Origin of the sequence: Tractidigestivibacter montrealensis (assembly GCF_024741235.1) — a bacterium.
In the GTDB taxonomy this organism is placed as follows: Bacteria; Actinomycetota; Coriobacteriia; order Coriobacteriales; family Atopobiaceae; genus Tractidigestivibacter; species Tractidigestivibacter montrealensis.
In genome coordinates this window covers 262,510-281,595 of record NZ_JANSKA010000002.1, presented here as the reverse complement: position 1 = coordinate 281,595, position 19,086 = coordinate 262,510, and the positions used below count along the sequence as shown (strand labels likewise).

Below are 19,086 nucleotides of genomic sequence, written 5' to 3'. Positions count from 1 at the left end.
AACTGTCACAAAAGCCCCCTACGAACGTCTCCCAACAAACTTCCCTCAAAAAAGCTAGCCCTGCTCAGATGCGCCCTCAACCGCGTCGTGGCAACGGCAGCACAGGCCGTCCTCGCCAAGCTTGCGCCAGTTCCAGCACCTGGGGCAGCGCTCGCCCTCGGCGTGGCTCACGGCTGCAGAGAACTCGTCCCCTGCGGCAACGGTGACCGCAGAGCACACGAGCGGCTCGGCAAGATCGATGCCCGTGGCCTCGAGCTCCTCGAGCGCCTCGGCCGGCATGGTGAGCGCTGCGCGAGCGGCCTGCGAGGTCTTCTCGGGAATGACACCCTCGGAGGTGGCCTCCTCGTATGCCTTCGTAAAGGCGCTTCTCGTCTCGGCGAGGGCCTTGTGGGCCTTGAGCAGCGGCTCGTACTCAACAGTCGTCATGGGCGCCTGATACCAGTCAAGCAGCGCCGCGTGCTCCTGGTTGTCTCGCATGGAGGCGGGCAGGTGCGGCATGACCTCGTCGGTGGTGTAGACCAGGATGGGCTGGAAGTCGTGGATGAGCATCGACAGGATGTAGGCCCAGGTGGTCTGCGCAGAGCGGCGCTCGGGCGAGTTGGTGGCACCGCAGTAGACGCGGTCCTTCGTCGCATTGAGGTAGCCGTTGGAGAGCTCGGTCACGTAGTCGTAGAGCGTGCGGAAGACCACGTTGAAGCGGTAGCCCTCGTACGCGCGCGCAACGGTGTCGTGGACCTCGCACATGTGCGCGAGCGTTATGCGGTCGTAGGCAGTGAGCTCGGACACGGGGACGCCCTGGGTAGCGGGGTCAAACTGATCCTCGATCTCGCCCAGCAGGAACCTAAAGGTGTTGCGGATCTTGCGGTACGCATCGCCCACGTGGTCGAGGATCGTGTCGTCGCAGGGGACGTCGGTCGAGGTGTCGACCGAGGCCACCCACAGGCGCAGCACGTCGGCGCCACGGGTGTCGCACTCCTTGTTGGGGTCGATCACGTTGCCGAGCGACTTGGACATCTTGCGACCCTGGCCATCGAGCGTGAAGCCCTGCGAGACGATCGACTTGTACGGGGCCACGTCGTACGCGCCAACCGAGGTCATGAGCGAGCTCATGAACCAGCCGCGGTGCTGGTCGGAGCCCTCGAGGTACATGTCGGCGGGGAACTTGAGGTAGCCGCGGTGCTTGCACACGGCGGTGTGCGAGACGCCGGAGTCCCACCACACGTCGAGGATGTCGGTGTTTGCCTTGAGATTGTGGCTGCCGCACTTGGGGCACACGCAGGCGTCGCCCAGGTAGCTCGCGGGGTCCTCGGTGAACCAGGCGTCGGAGCCCTTCTCGCGGAAGAGCTCGATGACCTTGTCGAGCGTGGCGTCGTTCATGACCGTCTCGCCGCAGTCCTGACAGGTGTAGGCCGGGATGGGCACGCCCCAGTTGCGCTGGCGAGAGATGCACCAGTCGGGCCTGCCCTCCACCATCGAGGTGATGCGGTTGCGGGAGTGCGCAGGGTAGAACTTGACCTTCTCGAGCTCGCGCAGGGCGTCCTTGCGCAGGCCGGTCTTGTCCATCGAGACAAACCACTGGCTCGTGGCGCGGAAGATGACGGGCTGCTTGCAGCGCCAGCAGTGCGGGTAGCTGTGGGTGATGTCCTCGTGCAGGATGAGCGTGCCGCGCTCCTCGAGCCACTCGATGATCTTGGGGTTGGCGTCGTTCACGTTCATGCCGGACCACGGGCCGCCGGTCCCCATGCCGTCGCCCTTGTAGAAGTTGCCGTCGTCATCGACGGGCATGACCACGGGGATGCCAAAGCGCATGCCGGCGTTGTAGTCGTCGACGCCGTGACCGGGGGCCGTGTGGACGATGCCGGTGCCGTCCTCAAGCGTGACGTAGTCGGCGTAAATGAACTCGCCCTCGACACCCTGGTCGCCAAAGATGGGCTGCTTATACTTGTTGTGGCAGAGCTCCTCGCCCGTCATGCGCCAGACCTCGCCGTTTTCGCGGCGCGCAAGCTCGTAGGACTCGTAGCCAAACTTGGCGCAGTCCTTCTCGACAAGCGCCTCGGCCATGAGCTCGGCGCGGCCATCGACAACAACGGCCACGTAGTCTGCCTCGGGGTGCAGAATCACCGCGTCGTCGGCGGGAAGCGTCCAGGGGGTCGTGGTCCAGATGTCAACCCAGAGGTTGCCCTCGTAGGTCTCGAGGCCAGCGGGGACGGTGGTCATCTCAAAGCGCACGAAGATGGCCGGCGAGACCTCGTCGCCATACTCGATCTCGGCCTCGGCGAGGGCCGTGTGGCAGTGGGTGCACCAGTGCACGGGCTTGCGGCCGCGGTAGATGGCGCCCTTGTCGAAGATAGCCTTGAAGATCTCGACGTCGGTGGCGTCGTAGTCGTGGACGTAGGTGAGGTAGGGATTGTCCCACTCGGCCAGCACGCCCAGACGCTTGAAGCCCTGGCGCTGGGTGTCCACCTGCTCGACGGCCATCTTGCGGCAGAGCTCACGAATCTTGACGGTGGGGAGCTGGTTGAACTTCTCGGTACCCAGCGTCTCCTCGACCTTGTGCTCGATGGGCTGGCCGTGGCAGTCCCAGCCGGGGACGTACGGCGTCTGGTAGCCGCGCATGGCCCAGTAGCGGTTGATGATGTCCTTGCTGATCTTGTTCTGCGCATGGCCCAGGTGGATGGGGCCGTTGGCGTACGGGGGACCGTCGTGCAGGACGAACTTCTCGTGCCCCTCGTTCTTCTTGAGGAGCTGCTCGTAGAGCTTGTCCTCATTCCACTGCGCGAGGCGCTTGGGCTCGTTCTGGGCGAGCGACGCCCTCATGGGAAACCCCGTCTTGGGGAGGTTCATCGTCTTCTTGTACTCGTTTGCCACCTGAACACCCTCCATCTCGCGGACACAAAAAAGCGCCCGTCCCTCCTGCTGGGACGAAGCGCTCGTTTCACACTTCGCTTGTGACCACCCAGCGAGCGGATCTTCCGCCAAACTCGGCTGGCCTGTATCGGCGGCCACTCCGTCGGCGCCTACTTGCGAGGGCGAGAGTGCCTTCGCTTTGGGGCCGCAGCTCCGGGGTGATCTTGCGACGGACGCCAAGGCGGGCTTCCACCATCCCCGCTCGCTTCCCATGGCGCTGTCCGAGGCTACCTGTCCCCTTCACAGCCTTCGGGGCTGCATGATAGCACGTTCGCCGTGGCCTTACGAGCGCTGGCGGATTTCACGCCAGAAGAGCACGACGCCGCACGGCGTCTGAGCCTTGCGGCGTCGTGGTCGGTTGCGCAAAACCGCGCCCATGCGCTAGTTTTCGGCACTTGCGGGCGCAGAGTTGGTCATGAGGCTCTCCTGCGCAAGCGGCGTGGTGCGAAGCGCCAGGGGCTGCGTGGCCTCTGCGGGAACCGTGACCTGGTAGGTGAAGGTCCCCGACTCCCCGGAGCGCAGGTGCGTGCGAACGCGGATGAACTGCAGGCCGCTCAGCGTGGCATTGTTGATGCCGTAGTCGGTAAAGATGAGCCCATCACTTGCCGAGAAGTTCGTGATAGCTCCGCCCGCAGGAGCAATGAAGTACACGAAGTGGAGCATGTCGGAGTGGTCGCGCTTATCGGCGTTGCCACCATAGATGTAGATGGGGGCGCTTGCCGCCTCCTCCGGCGTGATGGTGTTGGTGAGCGTAGTGGTGACGTTGTAGGTCGTGGTGCCGTCGGCGTTCTTGGTGCCACCGTCGATGGTAGTACCCGCCTGCGTGTACCAGCTGAGCTTGCTGTAGGAGTCGTCGTTCATGTAGACGCCTAGGACGGGCCTTGCGGGGTCAGTCGAGAGGCCACCGGCAACGCCGAGCTCCTGCATGACCTGCTCCTCGCCCTGGTCGTTCATCCACACAAGAAGGCGGCCATCTGCGGCAGACTTCTTGTAGACGTCCTTGAGGTCCTTGATGCTGGCATTGCCGAGGTTGCTCAGGACCGACTTGAACGCAAGTTCAGCGACGCTTGCGAAGTAGGCGTCCTGGGCGTCCCCATTGTTGCCGTACTTCCAGTAGACGTCGCTCAGGAGCGCCTGCGCCGTGTTGGTGCCGTCGAGGGTCGCACCGTCCGGAGCGGTGATGGAGCCCGTAAGGGCAACAAGGCGCTGCAGGAAGACCGGGTCGATGGCAATGACACCGTCAACGTTGCCGCCACCCGTCTGGGCCCAGTAGTCACGGGCAAGCTCGCCCACGCGCACAAAGTCGGGGTCGCAGTTCACCTGGGCAGGGTCGGTGTCCATGTTGGTAGCCATGGCGTTGCGCTCCTCGTCGGTGATGTCCACCTTGAGGCCCGACTCGTGGAGAATCGTAGTGAAGTTACCCATGGTAAGGGTGCCGTTGTTGATCGTAACGGTACCCCAGGAGCCGGGAAGGCCTCCCGTGGAGCGCAACTCGGAGTTGTTCTGGGCAATCACGAGGTAGGTGCGCGTCTGGCCATTTGCGCCAAGCATCTGCGGGAGCACGTCGAGCATGGGCTTGGCCTTTGCAAGCGTGTCGCGTACCTGGGTGGTCTGCGTCTTGACCTTCTCGATGGCAGAGGCGAGCTGCGGGATGTGCGCCTCGGGCAGCGAGTGGATGGTGTCGAGCGTCCCCTCGATGGTGGGCGTTGCCTGGTCAACGGCGGCAACAACGGAAGAGATGGTCTCCACGTCGAACGAGCCGTCGTGCATGATGTCCGAGAGCTTCTTGCCCGAGACGCTCTGCGCTATGGGCACGAGGGCGTCGTTCACGAGGGCAGACGAGGCCGCACCCAGCGTCTGGACCGAGCGCACGTCCTCCCCCACCACGGGAAGGTTCGCGGCGAGCTTCCAGAGCGGCGAGGTCACCTCGACGTTCAGGGCGTCGCTGTCCTCGACGATGGTGTTCACAGAGTTGTTGAGGGCTTCCGTGTCACCACTCTTGACGGCTTCCTTAAGGGTCGAGAGCTCGGTGACCATATCCTCCGCGTGCCCCTTGGCCGTCATGGCCGAGCGGTAGAGCTGGAAGGCGCAGGCGCCGCACACCGCGACGACGGCCACGATGACAAGAGCTATGACGAGACCCACGCGCGAGTGATGACGACGCCCGTTGTTGTTCCCGCGGTGGCCTCGATGTGCGGTCTGGGGCGTGTAGTTGCTACGCGAGAGCCGCTCGTACTGGCTGTCGTGGGCAGCGAAATGGGAAGCCAAGGAAAACCTCTATTCATGTCTGGCATATAGGCACAGACACTATAGACGAACTTAAGGTCCCGGCCAAAGGCCGCTCCGCCAGGCGTCACGGCCCAAACACACGGGTGTTCTGCCAGCAAGCGCAGCTCGTACAAAAAGCCCGGCCCCAGCGGAAGGTCGCTGGAGCCGGGCTGCTTACCGACGTATGGTCGCGAGAGCCTACTTGGCGCTCTGTGCGGAGAACTGTGGAGCAAAGCCGTCATCGCGCTTGAGCATCTTCATGAACTCATCGCCCGTGATGGTCTCCTTCTTCTGGAGGTAGTGAGCGATCTCGTGGAGCTTGAAGCGGTTGGCCTTGAGGGTCTCCATGGCTTGCGTGTGACCCTCCTCGACCAGTGCCTGGACCTCGGCGTCAACCTCCTGCGCGGTTCCCTCCGAGCAGGTGAGCTCCGCACCTCCACCAAGGTAGCGGCTGCGCTGCTGGCCCAGGGCAACCATGCCAAACTTGTCGGACATGCCGTACTGGGTCACCATGGCGCGCGCGATCTGGGTGGCCTTCTCGATGTCGTTGGAGGCGCCGGTGGTCATCTCGCCAAAGATGAGCTCCTCGGCCGCGCGGCCGCCGCACAGCACCGCGATCTTGTCCTTGGCCTCCTTGCGCGTGGTGAGGAAGTGCTGGTCCTCCTCCACCTGCATGGTAAAGCCCAGGGCGCCCGAGGTGCGCGGGACGATTGTGATCTTCTGGACGGGCGCGGAGCCGGTCTGCATGGCAGCGACGATGGCGTGGCCGGTCTCGTGGTAGGCCACGACCTCCTTCTCGTGCTCCGAGAGGACCGTCGACTTCTTCTTCTCGCCGGCAATGACCACATCGACGGACTCCTCCAGGTCCTCCTGGGAGACGCGGTTGCGACCGTAGCGCACGGCACGCAGGGCCGCCTCGTTGATGATGTTGGCGAGGTCGGCGCCGGAGGCACCGGGCGTGGAGCGGGCGATCACGCTGAGGTCGATGTCGCGCTCCATCTTGACGTCGTTGGCGTGGATCTTGAGGATGGCCTCGCGGCCGGCGAGGTCGGGCAGCTCCACGGGGATACGACGGTCAAAGCGACCGGGACGCAGCAGAGCCGGGTCGAGGGTCTCGGGACGGTTTGTCGCGGCGAGAACCACGATGCCCTTGTGGTTGTCAAAGCCGTCCATCTCGGAGAGCAGCTGGTTCAGGGTCTGCTCGCGCTCGTCGTTGGAATTGATGGACATGTCGCGCTTCTTGCCCACGGCATCGATCTCGTCGATGAAGACGATGCAGGGGGCCTTCTCCTTGGCCTGCTTGAAGAGGTCGCGCACCTTGGCAGCGCCGCGGCCCACGAACATCTCGACAAACTCGGAGCCGGAGATCTGGAAGAACGGCACGCCCGCCTCGCCTGCGACGGCCTTGGCGAGCAGCGTCTTGCCCGTGCCCGGAGGGCCAACAAGCAGCGCGCCGCGGGGGCACTTGGCGCCGATCTCGTTGTACTTGCCGGGGTTCTTGAGGAAGTGGACGATCTCCTGGAGGGACTCCTTGGCCTCGTCCTGGCCTGCGACGTCCTTGAAGGTGACGCCGGTGTCCTCGCCCTTGACCTCCTTGGCGTTGGAGCGGCCAAGGCCGCCGCCCATGCCAAAGCCGCCTCCGCCAAAGTTCATCGACGGACCGTCGTCGCCCATCTGCTTCTTCATTTGGCGGTTTGCCCACCAGCCGAGCAGGAACAGGCCAACGAGAGGCAGACCGTAGGCAATGAGCATGTAGAGCCAGAGGTCACCCGAGGTATCGGGGATCGACGCCGTCATGTCGACGCCGTGCTCCTTGAGCGTGGTGGCGAGGGAGTCGTCGTTGGGCCATGCGGTGGTCTTGTAGATCTTCTGGGAGTCGCCTGTGCCCTCGGTGTACTTGATCTCGTTGTTGCTGGTGTCGATCTCGGCCGAGACAACCTTGTTGTTGTCGACATCCTCGAGGAACTGAGAGTAGCTGGTCTCAGTCACCTGGGAGCTCACCAGGTTGGGATAGAGCGTCTGGCTCACCGCGAGGTACACCACAATCGCGATGAGCACGTAGATCAGCATCGACCTGCGTCTCTTGTTGTCATCCATGTCCATTTGTGGACCCTTTCGTCCGGTGCCGTGCATGAACCTGGCTCTAGCGTACCCATTTGCCGGGGATCCATTAGTAACGTGTATCAACCATTCACGGGTACCGCACGTTGCGGGCTCCGGCCCAGACGTGGCGGGCTGGCCTATCCCCTCTCGGGCAGAAGGCCGGTGCGATATGCGTCGAGAAGCGCCCTCAGGTCCGCAACCTGCCCGCGAATCTGGGTGCCTGTGTCCGTGTCGCCAATGGTCTTGGGGCTGGGGTAGATCTCGAAGCGGTCGTCGTCGCTCATGATGTCGGCATTGAGGTCGAGCACGTCGGCAATGGTGCCAAACGGGCGGTGCGCCTTGATGCGCATGCCCCGGGGGTCAGAGATGAGGGTGTAGCCCGCTATCCCCGTGGTCCTGTGGTAGGCCTGGCAGAAGCCCCCGTCGATAACAACGAGCAGGCCACCCGCCTTGACGGGGCTCTCCCCGTCCGCGGCGTGGACGGGGGTGTGGCCGTTGATGATGTGGCCGTGCACCGGGTCTGCACCAAACTCCGCGAGTATGCGTCGCGCCACCTCGGGCTTCTCGGTGAGCCTGAAGTAGGGGTCGCGCGGCTCCTGCCAGGTGGAGCGGTCGGTGAGGTAGGTGCGCTCGAACGTCTTCACCACGCGGCCCGAGAGCGGTGAGTAGCGCCCACACCAGAGGTACCACATCCAGTCGAGCGAGACCTGGTCATGCTCGTGCCATGCCTGGCGCGCAAGGCGGTCGGCGTAGTCATAGTACTCGCGGCCGGCGAGGAGCCGGTCCTGGTGCCGCACGGCGCAGAAGGCGCCATCCTCGTTCATGGGGACGCAGGCGTGGAAGATTGCGTTGCCATTGCGAACCAGGTAGGCGGAGCCGTGGTCGTAGAGGAAGCCTATGTGGGCGCGCAGCTTGTCCGAGGAGCGCACCGCGTCCATGAGGCCGTCCATCACGCGTCTCTCGTCCACCGAAAGCTCGTAGGGGTGCGCCGGGTCAAGCGTGGGGAAATCTCGCGTGCGCATCTCGTATGCGGTGCCGTTGAGGTCGAGCACGCCCCGGGCGGGATCAACGTGTTCCAGAAGCAGCCTGTCCTCCATGTGCCAGTTGGGATGGCGCATGATGACCTGCCCCTCGAGCTTGAAGAGAATGACCGAGATGGCCTTCTCCATGGGCGTCATACCGTCGTCCTGCGTGTAGGTTGCCTCCGAGAAGAGCGTCAGCTCGCGCAGGCTCACACCATAGGCGCTCTCGAGGATCGAGAGGCTCTCGTAGTGGATGTTGTTGCGAATCACGGCCGCCAAGCACGCGGCAGAGCCAGAGGCCGCGCCCATCCACACGATGTCGTGGTTGCCCCACTCGACGTCGATGGAGTGGTAGCCCATGAGGCGGTCGCAGATCTTGTCGGCATGTGGTCCTCGGTCAAAGATGTCGCCTACCAGGTGCATGTGGTCCACGGCCAGGCGCTTGATGAGCGCCGCAAGCGAGCAGATGAAGTCGTCCGCAGAACCAGTGTCGATGATCGTGTCGATGATGCGTTGGTGGTAGGCAAGGCGGGTCTCCCGCTCGTCGGGCGAGATGTGCAGGAGCTCGTCAATGATGTAGGCATAGGCCACGGGCATGGCCTTGCGCACCTTGGAGCGGGTGTAAGAGCCGGAGAGCCGCCGCGCGAGACGAACGAGCCTCATGAGCGTGATGGCATACCACTCGCTGGTGGCCGTGCCCTCCTCGCGCAGCCGGCGGAGCTTCTCGGCGGGGTAGTAGACGAGCGTGCAGAGGTCGGCCTGCTCGCTTGCCGTGAGCTCGAGGTTGAAGATCTCCTCCACGCGCTCGCGGATGACGCCCGAGCAGTTGTTGAGAATGTGCTCGAAGGCCTCGTACTCGCCGTGGACGTCCGAGACAAAGTGCTCGGTGCCCTTGGGCAGGTTGAGGATGGCCTCGAGGTTGATGATCTCGGTGAACGCGGCCTGCGTGGTAGGGAACTTCTCGGAGAGAAGCTCGAGGTACTTGAGCTGTTCAGGGTCTTTCTCCTGCATGTGGCGGTCTCCCTCAGACGGTTGCATCGTTTTAGTCTGCACCGGGCCCCCGGGGCCAACGGCGTGAATTCGGCGAGACGCCTTTGGTTGGGCCGCTTGGGGTTCGCTGGGCACCCGTCTAACCGATCGAAATTTTCAAGGTCGTAATTAGCCTGCAGATTCCGATCGTTTAGCCGCCCCTAACCAATCGAAATTTGCAGGTGGGGATGCGGCGTTATGAGGGGGGACGGCCTTCGGAAGGAGGCAGCCTTCTAGAAGACCTCCAGAGAAACGGCCCCACCTACCTCCTGCGAGCGAAGAGCTCCCAGAACGCGACGGCGGAGGACGCGGCAACGTTCAGGGAGTCGACCCCGTTTGACATGGGGATGATAACGGAGCGTCCAACGGCATCAAGCGTTGCGCGCGCAAGCCCGTAGCCCTCGCAGCCAAAGAAGAGCGCGACCTTCTCGGCAGACGCCAGCCCCGGGTCGTCGATGGGCACGGCGCCCTCCTCGAGCGCCATGGAGAGGCATGTAAAGCCCCTGCCGCGGAGGTCTGTCACAAAGTCCGTAGGCCAGGCGCCGGCATCGACGCGCGCCCACGGCACCTGGAAGACCGTCCCCATGGAGACTCGCACTGCGCGCCTGCCCAGGGGATCTGCGCAGCGCGGCGAGAGGAGCACGGCGTCTGCACCAAGGGCAGCCGCCGAGCGGAATACCGCCCCCACGTTGGTCACGTCGACGAGGTCCTCGAGTACGGCAACGTGACGGGCGCCGAGAAGCACCTGCTCCACCGCTTGCGGACGCGGACGGCGCATGGCACAGAGCAAGCCCCGGTTTACGTTGAAGCCGGTGAGGCGCTCCATCTGGTCGTGCGGCAGCACATAGGCAACGCACCCGGCGCGCTCGATGAGGTCCGCACACGACTCCAACCTGGCGTCATCGACCAGAAACGAGAGGGGCTCGAGACCTGCGTCCAGAGCAACCTCAACGACCAGCCTGGACTCGGCGATGAGCACGCCCTTCTCGGGCTCGAGCTTGTTTCTGAGCTGGTGGTCGGTGAGCCGCACGTAGGTGTCAAGCCTTGGGTCATCCGCGCTCTCGATGCGTACCTTCTGCAAGCCCACGTCACTCGCCTTCCTGTCACACTCCGCGCCGGCTTCATGCCGCCCTGGCCTTTGGAGCTTTTCTCATGAGTCGGTCGGGGGACGGCTGTTGGCCGCCCTGGGTTACTATAGTCACACATGACAGCACTCTGGAACAAACACTCATCCCATCCTGAGGGAGACCAGCCATCACCATGAAACAGTCCTCACGAGGCGGGCACTTCGCCGGCTCGCACAAGAAAAAACACAACGGCCGCGGCCCCGTCATTGCTCTTCTCGTCTCGCTTGCCGTTGTCGTCGCCGTATACCTGGGGGGCGTGGCGTACTTCAACTTCTTCTTCATGCCTTCTACCAGCGTAGATGGTCAGGACGTCTCGCTCATGAGCGTCGACGAGGTTGCAAGCTCGCTCTCCGCCACCAAGACGTCTGGCTGGAAGGCAAGCGTCTCGGGCGACGGCGTCTCGTTCGAGCTTGATGGGGCGGACGTCTCGCTGGCCTATGACGGCGAGAGCGCCGCGCGCGCCGCCATTGCCCAGCAGCACCCCTGGGCCTGGCCCGTTGAGCTCGCGCAGGGCACCACACAGAGTCTCTCGACGGGTGACGTCTCCTCCTACGTCACGCTCAACTCGGATGCCATCGCGACCGCGCTGGCAAACGCCGTGAGTGCCGCATCCTCCGCAAACGGTGGATCAAGCACCTCCGACGTCACCTATGACTCAACGGAGAAGGTCTACACCGCATCTGACAGCGCGCAGGCGAGCCGCATCAATCAGGCTGCGGCCACCCAGGCAATCGCGGGGCAGGTCAAGTCCCTCGCGACCTCCATCGAGCTTGGCGACGAATCTCTCCAGGCCGGGGAGTCCGTGGACGATGCCATCAAGACGGCGAACGCTATGCTCGCCGCAACCGTCACGCTCACGCTTGGCGGCACCGAGGTCACGACCGTTGACGCCGACCTCATCTCTCAGTGGATCACCATTGGAGACGACCTCTCGGTGACCCTCAGCCAGGATGCAATCACCACCTGGGCAAAGGGTGGCCTCTCCGCAAAGACAGACTCGGTGGGCACGGCACGCACCTACACGCGTCCCGACGGCGTCCAGGAGTCCGTGGTGGCCGGCGGCGTCTACGGCTGGTCGATCAACGGTGCCGAGGCTGCGCAGGACATCTACAACAACATCATGACGGGCTCCCCCACCACGCTTGAGCTGCCCTGCTACACGACGGCAGCCACGTACAACCCCGGATGCCAGGACTGGCCAACCCGCTACATCGACGTGGACATCTCCGACCAGCACGCCATCTTCTTCGACTCGGATGGCTCTGCCATCTGGCAGGCCGACGTTGTGACCGGTCAGCCCAACCTCAACCGCAGCACGACGCAGGGCACCTGGACCATCACGAACAAGCAGAGCCCCTCAACGCTCGTCGGTCCCAACGACGAGTCGGGCAACCCCCAGTGGGTGAGCCACGTGGACTTCTGGATGGGCGTCGTGGGCAACCTCATGGGCTTCCACAACGCGCCGTGGCGCTCGGCCTTTGGCGGCGACATCTACCTCACCAACGGCAGCCACGGCTGCATCAACCTCTCCTACGATGACGCGGACAAGCTCTACTCGCTGTGTAACGTGGGCGACGTGGTCATCATCCACGAGTAGCACGAAGCTGGGTCCGGCAAAGGCGCCGGGGGGTCCTACGATATGGGCCCTCCGGCGCCTTTTTACGCCAGAGGGCCCCTTTCTTCAACAGGCGCGCACGGAACTCATGGACTGGCGTCGCTACATGCCCCAGCCGCGGCCGCCGCCGGGCATGCCGCCGCCCATGCCCATGTTGCGCATCATCGACTGCATCTGGCGACGCTGCTTCTTGCTGCCGCCCTGGGTGGCCGCCCGCATCTTGCTCATCATCTTGTTCATCTCGCCCCACTGCTTGAGGAGCTGGTTGACCTCCTGGACGCTGCGCCCGGAGCCAGCCGCGATGCGCTTCCTGCGCTGGCCGTTGATGATCTTTGGCCGCGCGCGCTCCTCCTTGGTCATGGACCGAATCATGGCCTCGATGCGCCCGAGCGAGCTCTCGTCTACGCCGCCCTGCTGCGCCAACGCGCGCTCACCGCCGGGAAGTGCGGAGATGATCTTTGCCAGGCCGCCCATCTTTCTAATCTGCTGCATCTGGCCGAGAAGGTCATCCATCGTGAAGCCCTCGCGCAGCATGCGCTCGGCCGCGTCGATCTGCTCCTGGTCGGCTACCTTCTGGGCCTGCTCGATGATCCCGTAGACATCGCCCATACCCAGGATGCGCTTGGCCATGCGGTCGGGATGGAAGACCTCGAGCGAATCGGGCTTCTCGCCCATCGAGACAAACTTGATGGGCTTGCCCGTCACCGCGCGAACGGAGAGGGCGCCACCGCCACGCGCGTCGCCGTCGAGCTTGGACATGATGACGCCGTCGAAGTCCACGCGCTCGGCGAAGGTCTGCACCACGTTCACGATGTCCTGGCCGGTCATGGCGTCAACCACCATGAGGATCTGGTCGGGCTTGACGGCCTGCTTGATGGCGACCGCCTCCTGCATCATCTCCTCGTCGATCTGCAGGCGGCCAGCCGTATCCACAATGACGATGTCATTCAGGTGGTCAACCGCCTCGCGGATGGACGCCGAGGCAACCTTGACCGCATCCTTGCCGTCACCGCGAAAGACCGGCACACCAATCTCGCTACCCAGCGTGGCCAGCTGGTCGGCAGCTGCGGGACGGTGCGTGTCGCAGGCGGCGAGCAGCGGAGAGTGGCCCTGGCCCTTGAGGAGGTAGGCGAGCTTGGCCGCGGCCGTGGTCTTGCCCGAGCCCTGCAGACCAACGAGCATGATCACGTTGGGCGTGCGGTTCTGCGCCAGCACGAGCTTGGACTCGGTGGTGCCGAGAAGCTCGGTCAACTGGTCGAGCACGATGCGCACCACGTTCTGCGCGGGCGTGAGCGAATCCAGGACCTCGGCCGTGAGGCACTTCTCCTTGCAGGAGGCGACAAAGTCCTTGACCACGCGGAAGTTGACGTCGGCCTCGAGCAGGGCCATGCGGATCTCGCGCATGGCCACGTTGATATCGGCCTCGGTGAGCTTGCCCTTGCCGCGGAGCTTGTCGAAGGTGTCCTGGAGGCGTTCGGAGAGGCTGTTGAACATGGCTACTTTCCTTCCCCAACGAGTGCGCGGCAGAAGTCGAGCGCGTCGAAGGTCTCAAGGTCGTCGATGGACTCCCCCACGCCAATGCGGTAGATGGGAAGCCCCAGCTGGTCGGAGATCGCAAGCGCGATGCCGCCCTTGGCGGTGCCATCGAGCTTGGTGACGATAAGCCCGTCGAGGTCCAGGGCGTCGTTGAACTCCTTGGCCTGCGCAAGGCCGTTCTGGCCGGTGGTGGCGTCAATCACAAGGACGACGGTGACCGGCATGGAGGTGCAGCGCTTGCGCGTGACGTTGACCACCTTGGCGAGCTCGCGCATGAGGTCGGACGAGGTGTGCAGGCGCCCTGCGGTGTCGATGAGCACCAGCTGAGAGCCGCGCTTCTCGGCCTCCTCGACCACGTCGTAGCAGACGCTCGCCGGATCCGCGCCGCGCTCGCGGGTGATGACGTCCACGCCTGCGCGCTTACCCCACACCTCGAGCTGCTCGATGGCGGCGGCGCGGAAGGTGTCGGCACCTCCTATGAGACAGGACTTGCCCTCGTCGCGAGCACGGCCGGCGAGCTTGCCCACCGTGGTGGTCTTGCCGGCGCCGTTGATGCCCACAAAGAGGACGCACGAGGGCACGTCCTCGAAGGGGTCGCGATCGGCCGTTCGGAACTCCTGGGCAAGGCGCTTGGCCAAGGCGTCACGCAGCTGGTCTGCGCGGGTGAGGTTCTCGCGCGCCGCCTGCTCGCGCAGGTCGTCGGCCACGCGCATGGCAAGCTCGCCGCCCATGTCGCCCATCACGAGCGTGTCCTCGAGGTCCTCCCAGAAGTCCTCGTCGACCTCCCCACCCATGTAGAAGATCTCGTTGATGGCCTCGCGCGAGCGCGAGAGGCCGCTTTTCAGCCTGTCGAAGAAGCCCATCAGGCATCGACCACCTTTCCAGTCGCCTTGTCGAGGCGCTGAGAGACGACGTGGCTCACGCCGTCGGCCTGCATGGAGACGCCGTAGAGGACGTCAGCCTGCTCCATCGTCCTTCTCTGGTGCGAGATGACAATGAGCTGCGTCGTGTCCTTGAGCTGCTCGATGGCGTCAAGGAGCTTGGAGAGGTTGGAGTCGTCGAGCGCGGCCTCTACCTCGTCAAACACGTAGAAGGGCACTGTGCGCGTCTTGTAGACGGCAAAGAGGAGCGCCAGCGCCGTGAGGGACTTCTCGCCGCCGGACATGAGAGACATCTTGGTGATGCGCTTGCCTCTGGGCTGCGCCACGATCTCGATGCCCGTCTCGGAGAGGTTGTCCGGATCGGTCATCTCGATGTGGGCATGGCCGCCCGGGAAGAGCATCGAGAAGATCTCCGAGAAGTTCTCGTTCACCTTGTCAAAGACCACGAGGAACCTGTTGCGCATCTTGCGGTCGATGGCGGCGTTGATCTTCTTGAGCGCCATGCGCGCGGCCTCGAGGTCTGCGACCTGCTCGCCAATGTAGTCCGCACGCTGCTTCAGGCGGATGTACTCGTCCATCGCGACCTCGTTCACGGGGCCGATTGAGGCGAGCTGGCCCTCGAGCTGGTCCGCCTCGCGCTCGGCGGCCTCGCGGTCGTCCGGTGCGGGGAGCGAGAGCGCCTCGTCGAGCACGAAGCCCGTTGCCTGGATGGCATCGATGGCGTTTTGGACCTGAACCTCCAGACGGCCGAGGTCAACCTTCACCGCAGACGCGGCGTCGCGGGCGCGTGTGAGCTCGGCGGTGGCATCGTTCACGGCGGACTTGGCGTCGCCGATGGTGCGCTTCAGGGAGTCGGAGTCAGCCTCGGCGAGCGAGGCGCGGTCCTTGAGGCGCGCGGCCCAGTCGAGCGCACGGGTGCGGATGGCGTCGTAGCGGTCGTGGAGCGGGTCAACGCGCAGGCGCACCACCTCAAGGGCTCGCGATCCCTCCTCGGTTGCCACGATGCGGGCATCGAGGTCGTGCTTGCGGTTGGCAAGCTCCCGCTCGCGGGACGAGAGGTTCTTGGCACGCTCCTTGGCCATCGCAAGCTCAAGTCGCGCGTCAGAGAGCTCGTGGGACGCCTTGCCCTGGGCGCGCACTGCCTCGTCATGCTGCGTGCGCAGGTCGCCCAGGCCGCCTACTAGCTCCTCAGCCTTTGCGCGCGCGGCGGCAGCGGCTGCCTTGTGCTCCTCGATGTGCGAGCGGGCATCCGCCGCGCGCTCGGAGGCTGCGTCGCGCTGGCGCGTGACCTGGCGCTGCTCGTCCGCCGCACGCTGGCGCTGGGCGTCCAGGCGGCCCATCTCGGACGTGACCGAGGAGAGCTCGCCGGAGAGACGCGCGACGTCGCCCTTTGCGGCTGCAGCGCCGTCGCGCGACGCGGCAAGCGCAGACTCTGCAGCGCTCACGGCCTCCGTCGCAGCCCCAAGCGAGGCGCGCAGCTCCCCCATGCCCTCCTCGAGGGCGCGGATGCGGCGCTTGCGCTCGAGGGCGCCCGCCTCGGTCGATGGCGCGGTGCCAACCACGCAGCGGCCGTCGGGCGTGACGGTGACGCCGTCCTGCGTGACGTAGGTGAGCGCCGGCATGGCCTGGTGCGCGCGAATGGCCTCCTCGGCGCTGCCCACGAGCCTGATGTCGCCGAGAAGCGCCGTGAGAAGCGGGCGCGCGGCGTCAGAGACGCGCAGGTGCGAGATGAGCGCCTCGCCGGGAGCGCCCTCCGCCGCCACCGCAACGGGAGCGGCCTCGCGGAAGACCACGGTAGCCCTGCCCTCGGCGCGCCCCTGCGAGAGCGCCGAGGCAGCGAGCGTGCCGGCATCGGCGGCGCTCGCCACGACGAAGGCGGCAAGATCGTCGCCAAGCAGGCGCTCGACCAGCGACTCGGTTGCCTCGTCGGCGTCGATAAGGTCTGCTAGGCGACACTCGACGAGGCTGGCAGCCTGCCCCTTGGAGACGGCCTCCACAAGCGGGCTCGCCTTCTCCACGTTGGCGTCGACGGAGCGCAGCGCCGAGAGGGTGGCCTCGGAGGACGAGAGCTTCGTGCGGGCAGAGCGCTCCTCGTCGCGCGCATGCTTGAGCGCGGCCTGGGCCTCGGCAATGGTGCCGGCGAGCTCCTCCGCCTTGGCGCGGGCGTCTGCGAGCTGTTCCTCAAGGCGGGCCTTGCGCTCTCCCCTCTCGGCCAGCGCCTCCTCTGTTGTGGCGAGGGTCTCGGCGACCTGCTCGAGGCGGCTCTTGTACATGCCATCCTCGACCTCGGCGTTCGAGATCTGGTCCTCGAGCTTGGCAAAGGCGAGGGTCTCCCTATCCGCCTCGGAGCGCGCCTGGCGCTCGTCTGACTGGCGCTTGTTGAGGGCGTCCTCCAGCTCGCGACGGTGCGCCACCGCCTCCCGCGACGCCTTCGAGAGCGCATCCATGCCCTCCTCGAGCTCTTGCTGGCGCACGCGGGCGTCGGAGAGGTCGCCAGCCACGCGCTCGTGCTCCTCGGTCACGTCCGCGCGCTGCTTGCGCATGGTCGAGAGCTGCATGCGCATCTCGGAGAGGCGCGAGACCATGTTCTTGCCCTTCTCCTCCAGAAGGCGCATGTCCGAGTCCATACGGCCGAGGATGTCCTGCATGCGGCGACGCTGCTCGCCGAGGTCGCCCACAAAGAGGCCCTTCTGCTCGAGGAGCGACTGGTACTTCTCAAGCTCGGCGGACTTCTCGTCCAGGCGGTACTGGGCAAGCTCGACGGCGGCGTCGGCCTCGCGGCCGCGGGCCGAGAGCGTGCCGTAGGAGGCCTGCAGGCGGCGCAGGTCGTCAACGGCGAGCTGCGTGCGCAGCTCGGTCAGGCGCTCGGTGATGTCATGGGCGCGCTTCGCCTTGTCGACCTGGCGCTCGAGGGGCTTGAGCTGGCGGTTGATCTCGCGCGCCACAACCTTGGCGCGCGCCAGGTTGTCGTCCATCGAGGAGAGCTTGCGGAGGCTCCGCTCCTTGCGCCTGCGGTGCTTGGAGATGTCGGCGGCCTCTTCGATGAGCTCGCGGCGCTCCTCGGGACGGCTCTGGAGGATGGAGTCAAGCTTGCCCTGGCTGATGATCGAGTGGGTGTCCTTGCCCAGGCCCGAGTCATGGAGGATGTCCTGCACATCCATGAGGCGCGCGGGCGCCCCGTTGATGAGGTACTCGGACTCACCCGAGCGATACATCCGGCGCGTGATGCCCACCTCGGAAAAGTCGATGGGCAACGTGTGATCGGAGTTGTCGAGAACCAGGGTGACCTCCGCCACGCCCACGGCGGGCCTCGCGGAGCTGCCCGAGAAGATTACGTCCTCCATGGCCTGACCGCGGAGCATCTTGGCGCTCTGCTCGCCCAGGACCCAGAGAATGGCGTCAGAGACGTTCGACTTGCCCGAGCCGTTGGGGCCCACAACCACGTTGAGGCCGGGGTCGAAGGACATGGATGTCCTGTCGGCGAAGGACTTGAAGCCCTTGAGGGTGAGCGACTTCAGATACAAGGGTGGTCCTCTCGCTTCTCGGGCTAGTGCTCGTCGGCGTCAGCAGGGGCGACGCTGGCGTCTGCCCCCTTGTCGCCGCCCTGTCCCATACGCTCGAGCGCGTCCGCGGCGGCGGCGTTCTCGGAGCTCTTCTTGGAGGGGCCGGAACCCCGGCCCACGCGCTTGCCGTCGACCAACACAACGGAGGTGAAGGTGGGGTCATGGGCAGGCCCCTCCTCGCCCACGAGCTTGTACTCGGGAGCAAGGCGCAGGTCGCGCTGGGTGATCTCCTGCAGGCGCGACTTGGGGTTTATCGGCCGCTCGGAGAGGCGATCGACAAGCTCGGGCGTGAAGTGCGGAGAGAGCGTGTCAAGCACGAACCTGCGGGTGTCCTCGTAGCCGGCATCAAGATAGAGGGCGCCCACGATGGACTCGTAGACGTTCTCGAGGGCGGAGTGCATGCCGCGCGCGTGCGTGCCCTTCTCGGACTCGCCCACCACGATGAGCGGCGCAATACCGAGGTCACCCGACACCTCGGAGAGCGTCTCGCCCGAGACGAGCAAGATCTTGAGCCTTGTGAGCGCGCCCTCGTCGAGCCCGGGAAAGCGCTCGAAGAGCTCGGTGGCGACGATTGCACCCAGGATGGAGTCGCCCAGGAACTCGAGCCTCTCGTAGGAGGCCGAGACAGGCTTTCCCTCCACAGCCGAGGGGTGCGTGATGGCAGACGTTATGAGCCTTTTGTCAGTGAAGTGATGGCCGCAGATGCGCTCCACCTCGCTGACCCTTTCATGCGTGTTCAAGTGAGAGAGCTCCCCTTACAAAAGCTTACTGAGCGACCTCGATGGCGCTCACGGCGTCACCCACGGTTGCAATCTTCTCGAGGGCCTCGTCATCAAAGGTGAGGTCGAACTCGTCCTCGAGGGCGGTGACCAGCTCGAGCAGGTCAAAGGAGTCTGCGCCGAGGTCCTTGAAGGCGGTCTTCTCGGTGAGCTCGACGTCTGCAGGGACCTCGAGGGTGTCGTTCACGACCGAGATGACCTTCTCGAGAATGGCGTCATGGTCCATGGGTTCCTCCTAGCGGATTGACGTTGCCGA

The 19,086-nt window shown here is 65.0% G+C and carries 11 protein-coding genes; 1 reads left to right on the top strand and 10 read right to left on the bottom strand.

The window, feature by feature from the left end; translation table 11 throughout:
- Window positions 1-54: 54 nt before the first annotated feature.
- The 5 genes from ileS to NVS32_RS04330 form a co-directional block, all read right to left on the bottom strand.
- Window positions 55-2,868: an isoleucine--tRNA ligase gene (gene ileS / locus NVS32_RS04350; RefSeq protein WP_258498849.1), complete on the bottom strand. Its 2,814-nt coding sequence runs from the start codon at window positions 2,866-2,868 to the stop codon at window positions 55-57.
- A 420-nt stretch (window positions 2,869-3,288) separates the two neighbouring features.
- On the bottom strand, window positions 3,289-5,175 hold the full coding sequence (locus NVS32_RS04345) for a DUF4012 domain-containing protein (protein ID WP_258498848.1): 1,887 nt from the start codon (window positions 5,173-5,175) through the stop codon (window positions 3,289-3,291).
- A gap of 198 nt (window positions 5,176-5,373) precedes the next feature.
- Window positions 5,374-7,278, bottom strand: a complete 1,905-nt coding sequence (ftsH, locus tag NVS32_RS04340; RefSeq protein ID WP_258498846.1) for an ATP-dependent zinc metalloprotease FtsH — start codon at window positions 7,276-7,278, stop codon at window positions 5,374-5,376.
- 137 nt (window positions 7,279-7,415) lie between these two features.
- On the bottom strand, window positions 7,416-9,311 hold the full coding sequence (locus NVS32_RS04335; protein ID WP_258498845.1) for a fructose-1,6-bisphosphatase: 1,896 nt from the start codon (window positions 9,309-9,311) through the stop codon (window positions 7,416-7,418).
- 280 nt (window positions 9,312-9,591) lie between these two features.
- The gene (locus NVS32_RS04330) at window positions 9,592-10,416 is read right to left on the bottom strand and encodes a TrmH family RNA methyltransferase (protein WP_258498844.1); all 825 of its coding nucleotides are present in this window, start codon (window positions 10,414-10,416) and stop codon (window positions 9,592-9,594) included.
- A 173-nt stretch (window positions 10,417-10,589) separates the two neighbouring features.
- On the opposite strand from NVS32_RS04330, the gene NVS32_RS04325 reads away from it, so the two are divergent.
- Window positions 10,590-12,053, top strand: a complete 1,464-nt coding sequence (locus tag NVS32_RS04325; protein ID WP_258498843.1) for a L,D-transpeptidase family protein — start codon at window positions 10,590-10,592, stop codon at window positions 12,051-12,053.
- A 120-nt stretch (window positions 12,054-12,173) separates the two neighbouring features.
- Here the strand turns inward: NVS32_RS04325 and ffh are convergent, their stop codons facing one another.
- Genes ffh through NVS32_RS04300 form a run of 5 tightly spaced genes read right to left on the bottom strand, consistent with a single transcriptional unit; the run spans window position 12,174 to window position 19,056 of the window.
- Window positions 12,174-13,565: a signal recognition particle protein gene (gene ffh / locus NVS32_RS04320; protein ID WP_258498842.1), complete on the bottom strand. Its 1,392-nt coding sequence runs from the start codon at window positions 13,563-13,565 to the stop codon at window positions 12,174-12,176.
- Window positions 13,566-13,567: 2 nt separating this feature from the next.
- Window positions 13,568-14,470, bottom strand: a complete 903-nt coding sequence (gene ftsY / locus NVS32_RS04315) for a signal recognition particle-docking protein FtsY (protein ID WP_258498841.1) — start codon at window positions 14,468-14,470, stop codon at window positions 13,568-13,570.
- Window positions 14,470-18,012, bottom strand: coding sequence for a chromosome segregation protein SMC (gene smc / locus NVS32_RS04310; RefSeq protein WP_258498840.1), 3,543 nt, complete (start codon window positions 18,010-18,012; stop codon window positions 14,470-14,472). The genes ftsY and smc overlap by 1 nt, the downstream gene beginning before the upstream one ends.
- Before the next feature lie 23 nt (window positions 18,013-18,035).
- The gene (gene rnc / locus NVS32_RS04305) at window positions 18,036-18,791 is read right to left on the bottom strand and encodes a ribonuclease III (protein ID WP_258498839.1); all 756 of its coding nucleotides are present in this window, start codon (window positions 18,789-18,791) and stop codon (window positions 18,036-18,038) included.
- A gap of 25 nt (window positions 18,792-18,816) precedes the next feature.
- The gene (locus tag NVS32_RS04300) at window positions 18,817-19,056 is read right to left on the bottom strand and encodes an acyl carrier protein (RefSeq protein ID WP_258498838.1); all 240 of its coding nucleotides are present in this window, start codon (window positions 19,054-19,056) and stop codon (window positions 18,817-18,819) included.
- Window positions 19,057-19,086: the final 30 nt, after the last annotated feature.

What these genes read in the sequence shown, in the direction of transcription:
- ftsH (WP_258498846.1), bottom strand. Translation starts at nt 7,278, where the DNA reads ATGGACATGGATGACAACAAGAGACGCAGGTCGATGCTGATCTACGTG.
- NVS32_RS04335 (WP_258498845.1), bottom strand. Translation starts at nt 9,311, where the DNA reads ATGCAGGAGAAAGACCCTGAACAGCTCAAGTACCTCGAGCTTCTCTCC.
- NVS32_RS04325 (WP_258498843.1), top strand. Translation starts at nt 10,590, where the DNA reads ATGAAACAGTCCTCACGAGGCGGGCACTTCGCCGGCTCGCACAAGAAA.
- ffh (WP_258498842.1), bottom strand. Translation starts at nt 13,565, where the DNA reads ATGTTCAACAGCCTCTCCGAACGCCTCCAGGACACCTTCGACAAGCTC.
- ftsY (WP_258498841.1), bottom strand. Translation starts at nt 14,470, where the DNA reads ATGGGCTTCTTCGACAGGCTGAAAAGCGGCCTCTCGCGCTCGCGCGAG.
- NVS32_RS04300 (WP_258498838.1), bottom strand. Translation starts at nt 19,056, where the DNA reads ATGGACCATGACGCCATTCTCGAGAAGGTCATCTCGGTCGTGAACGAC.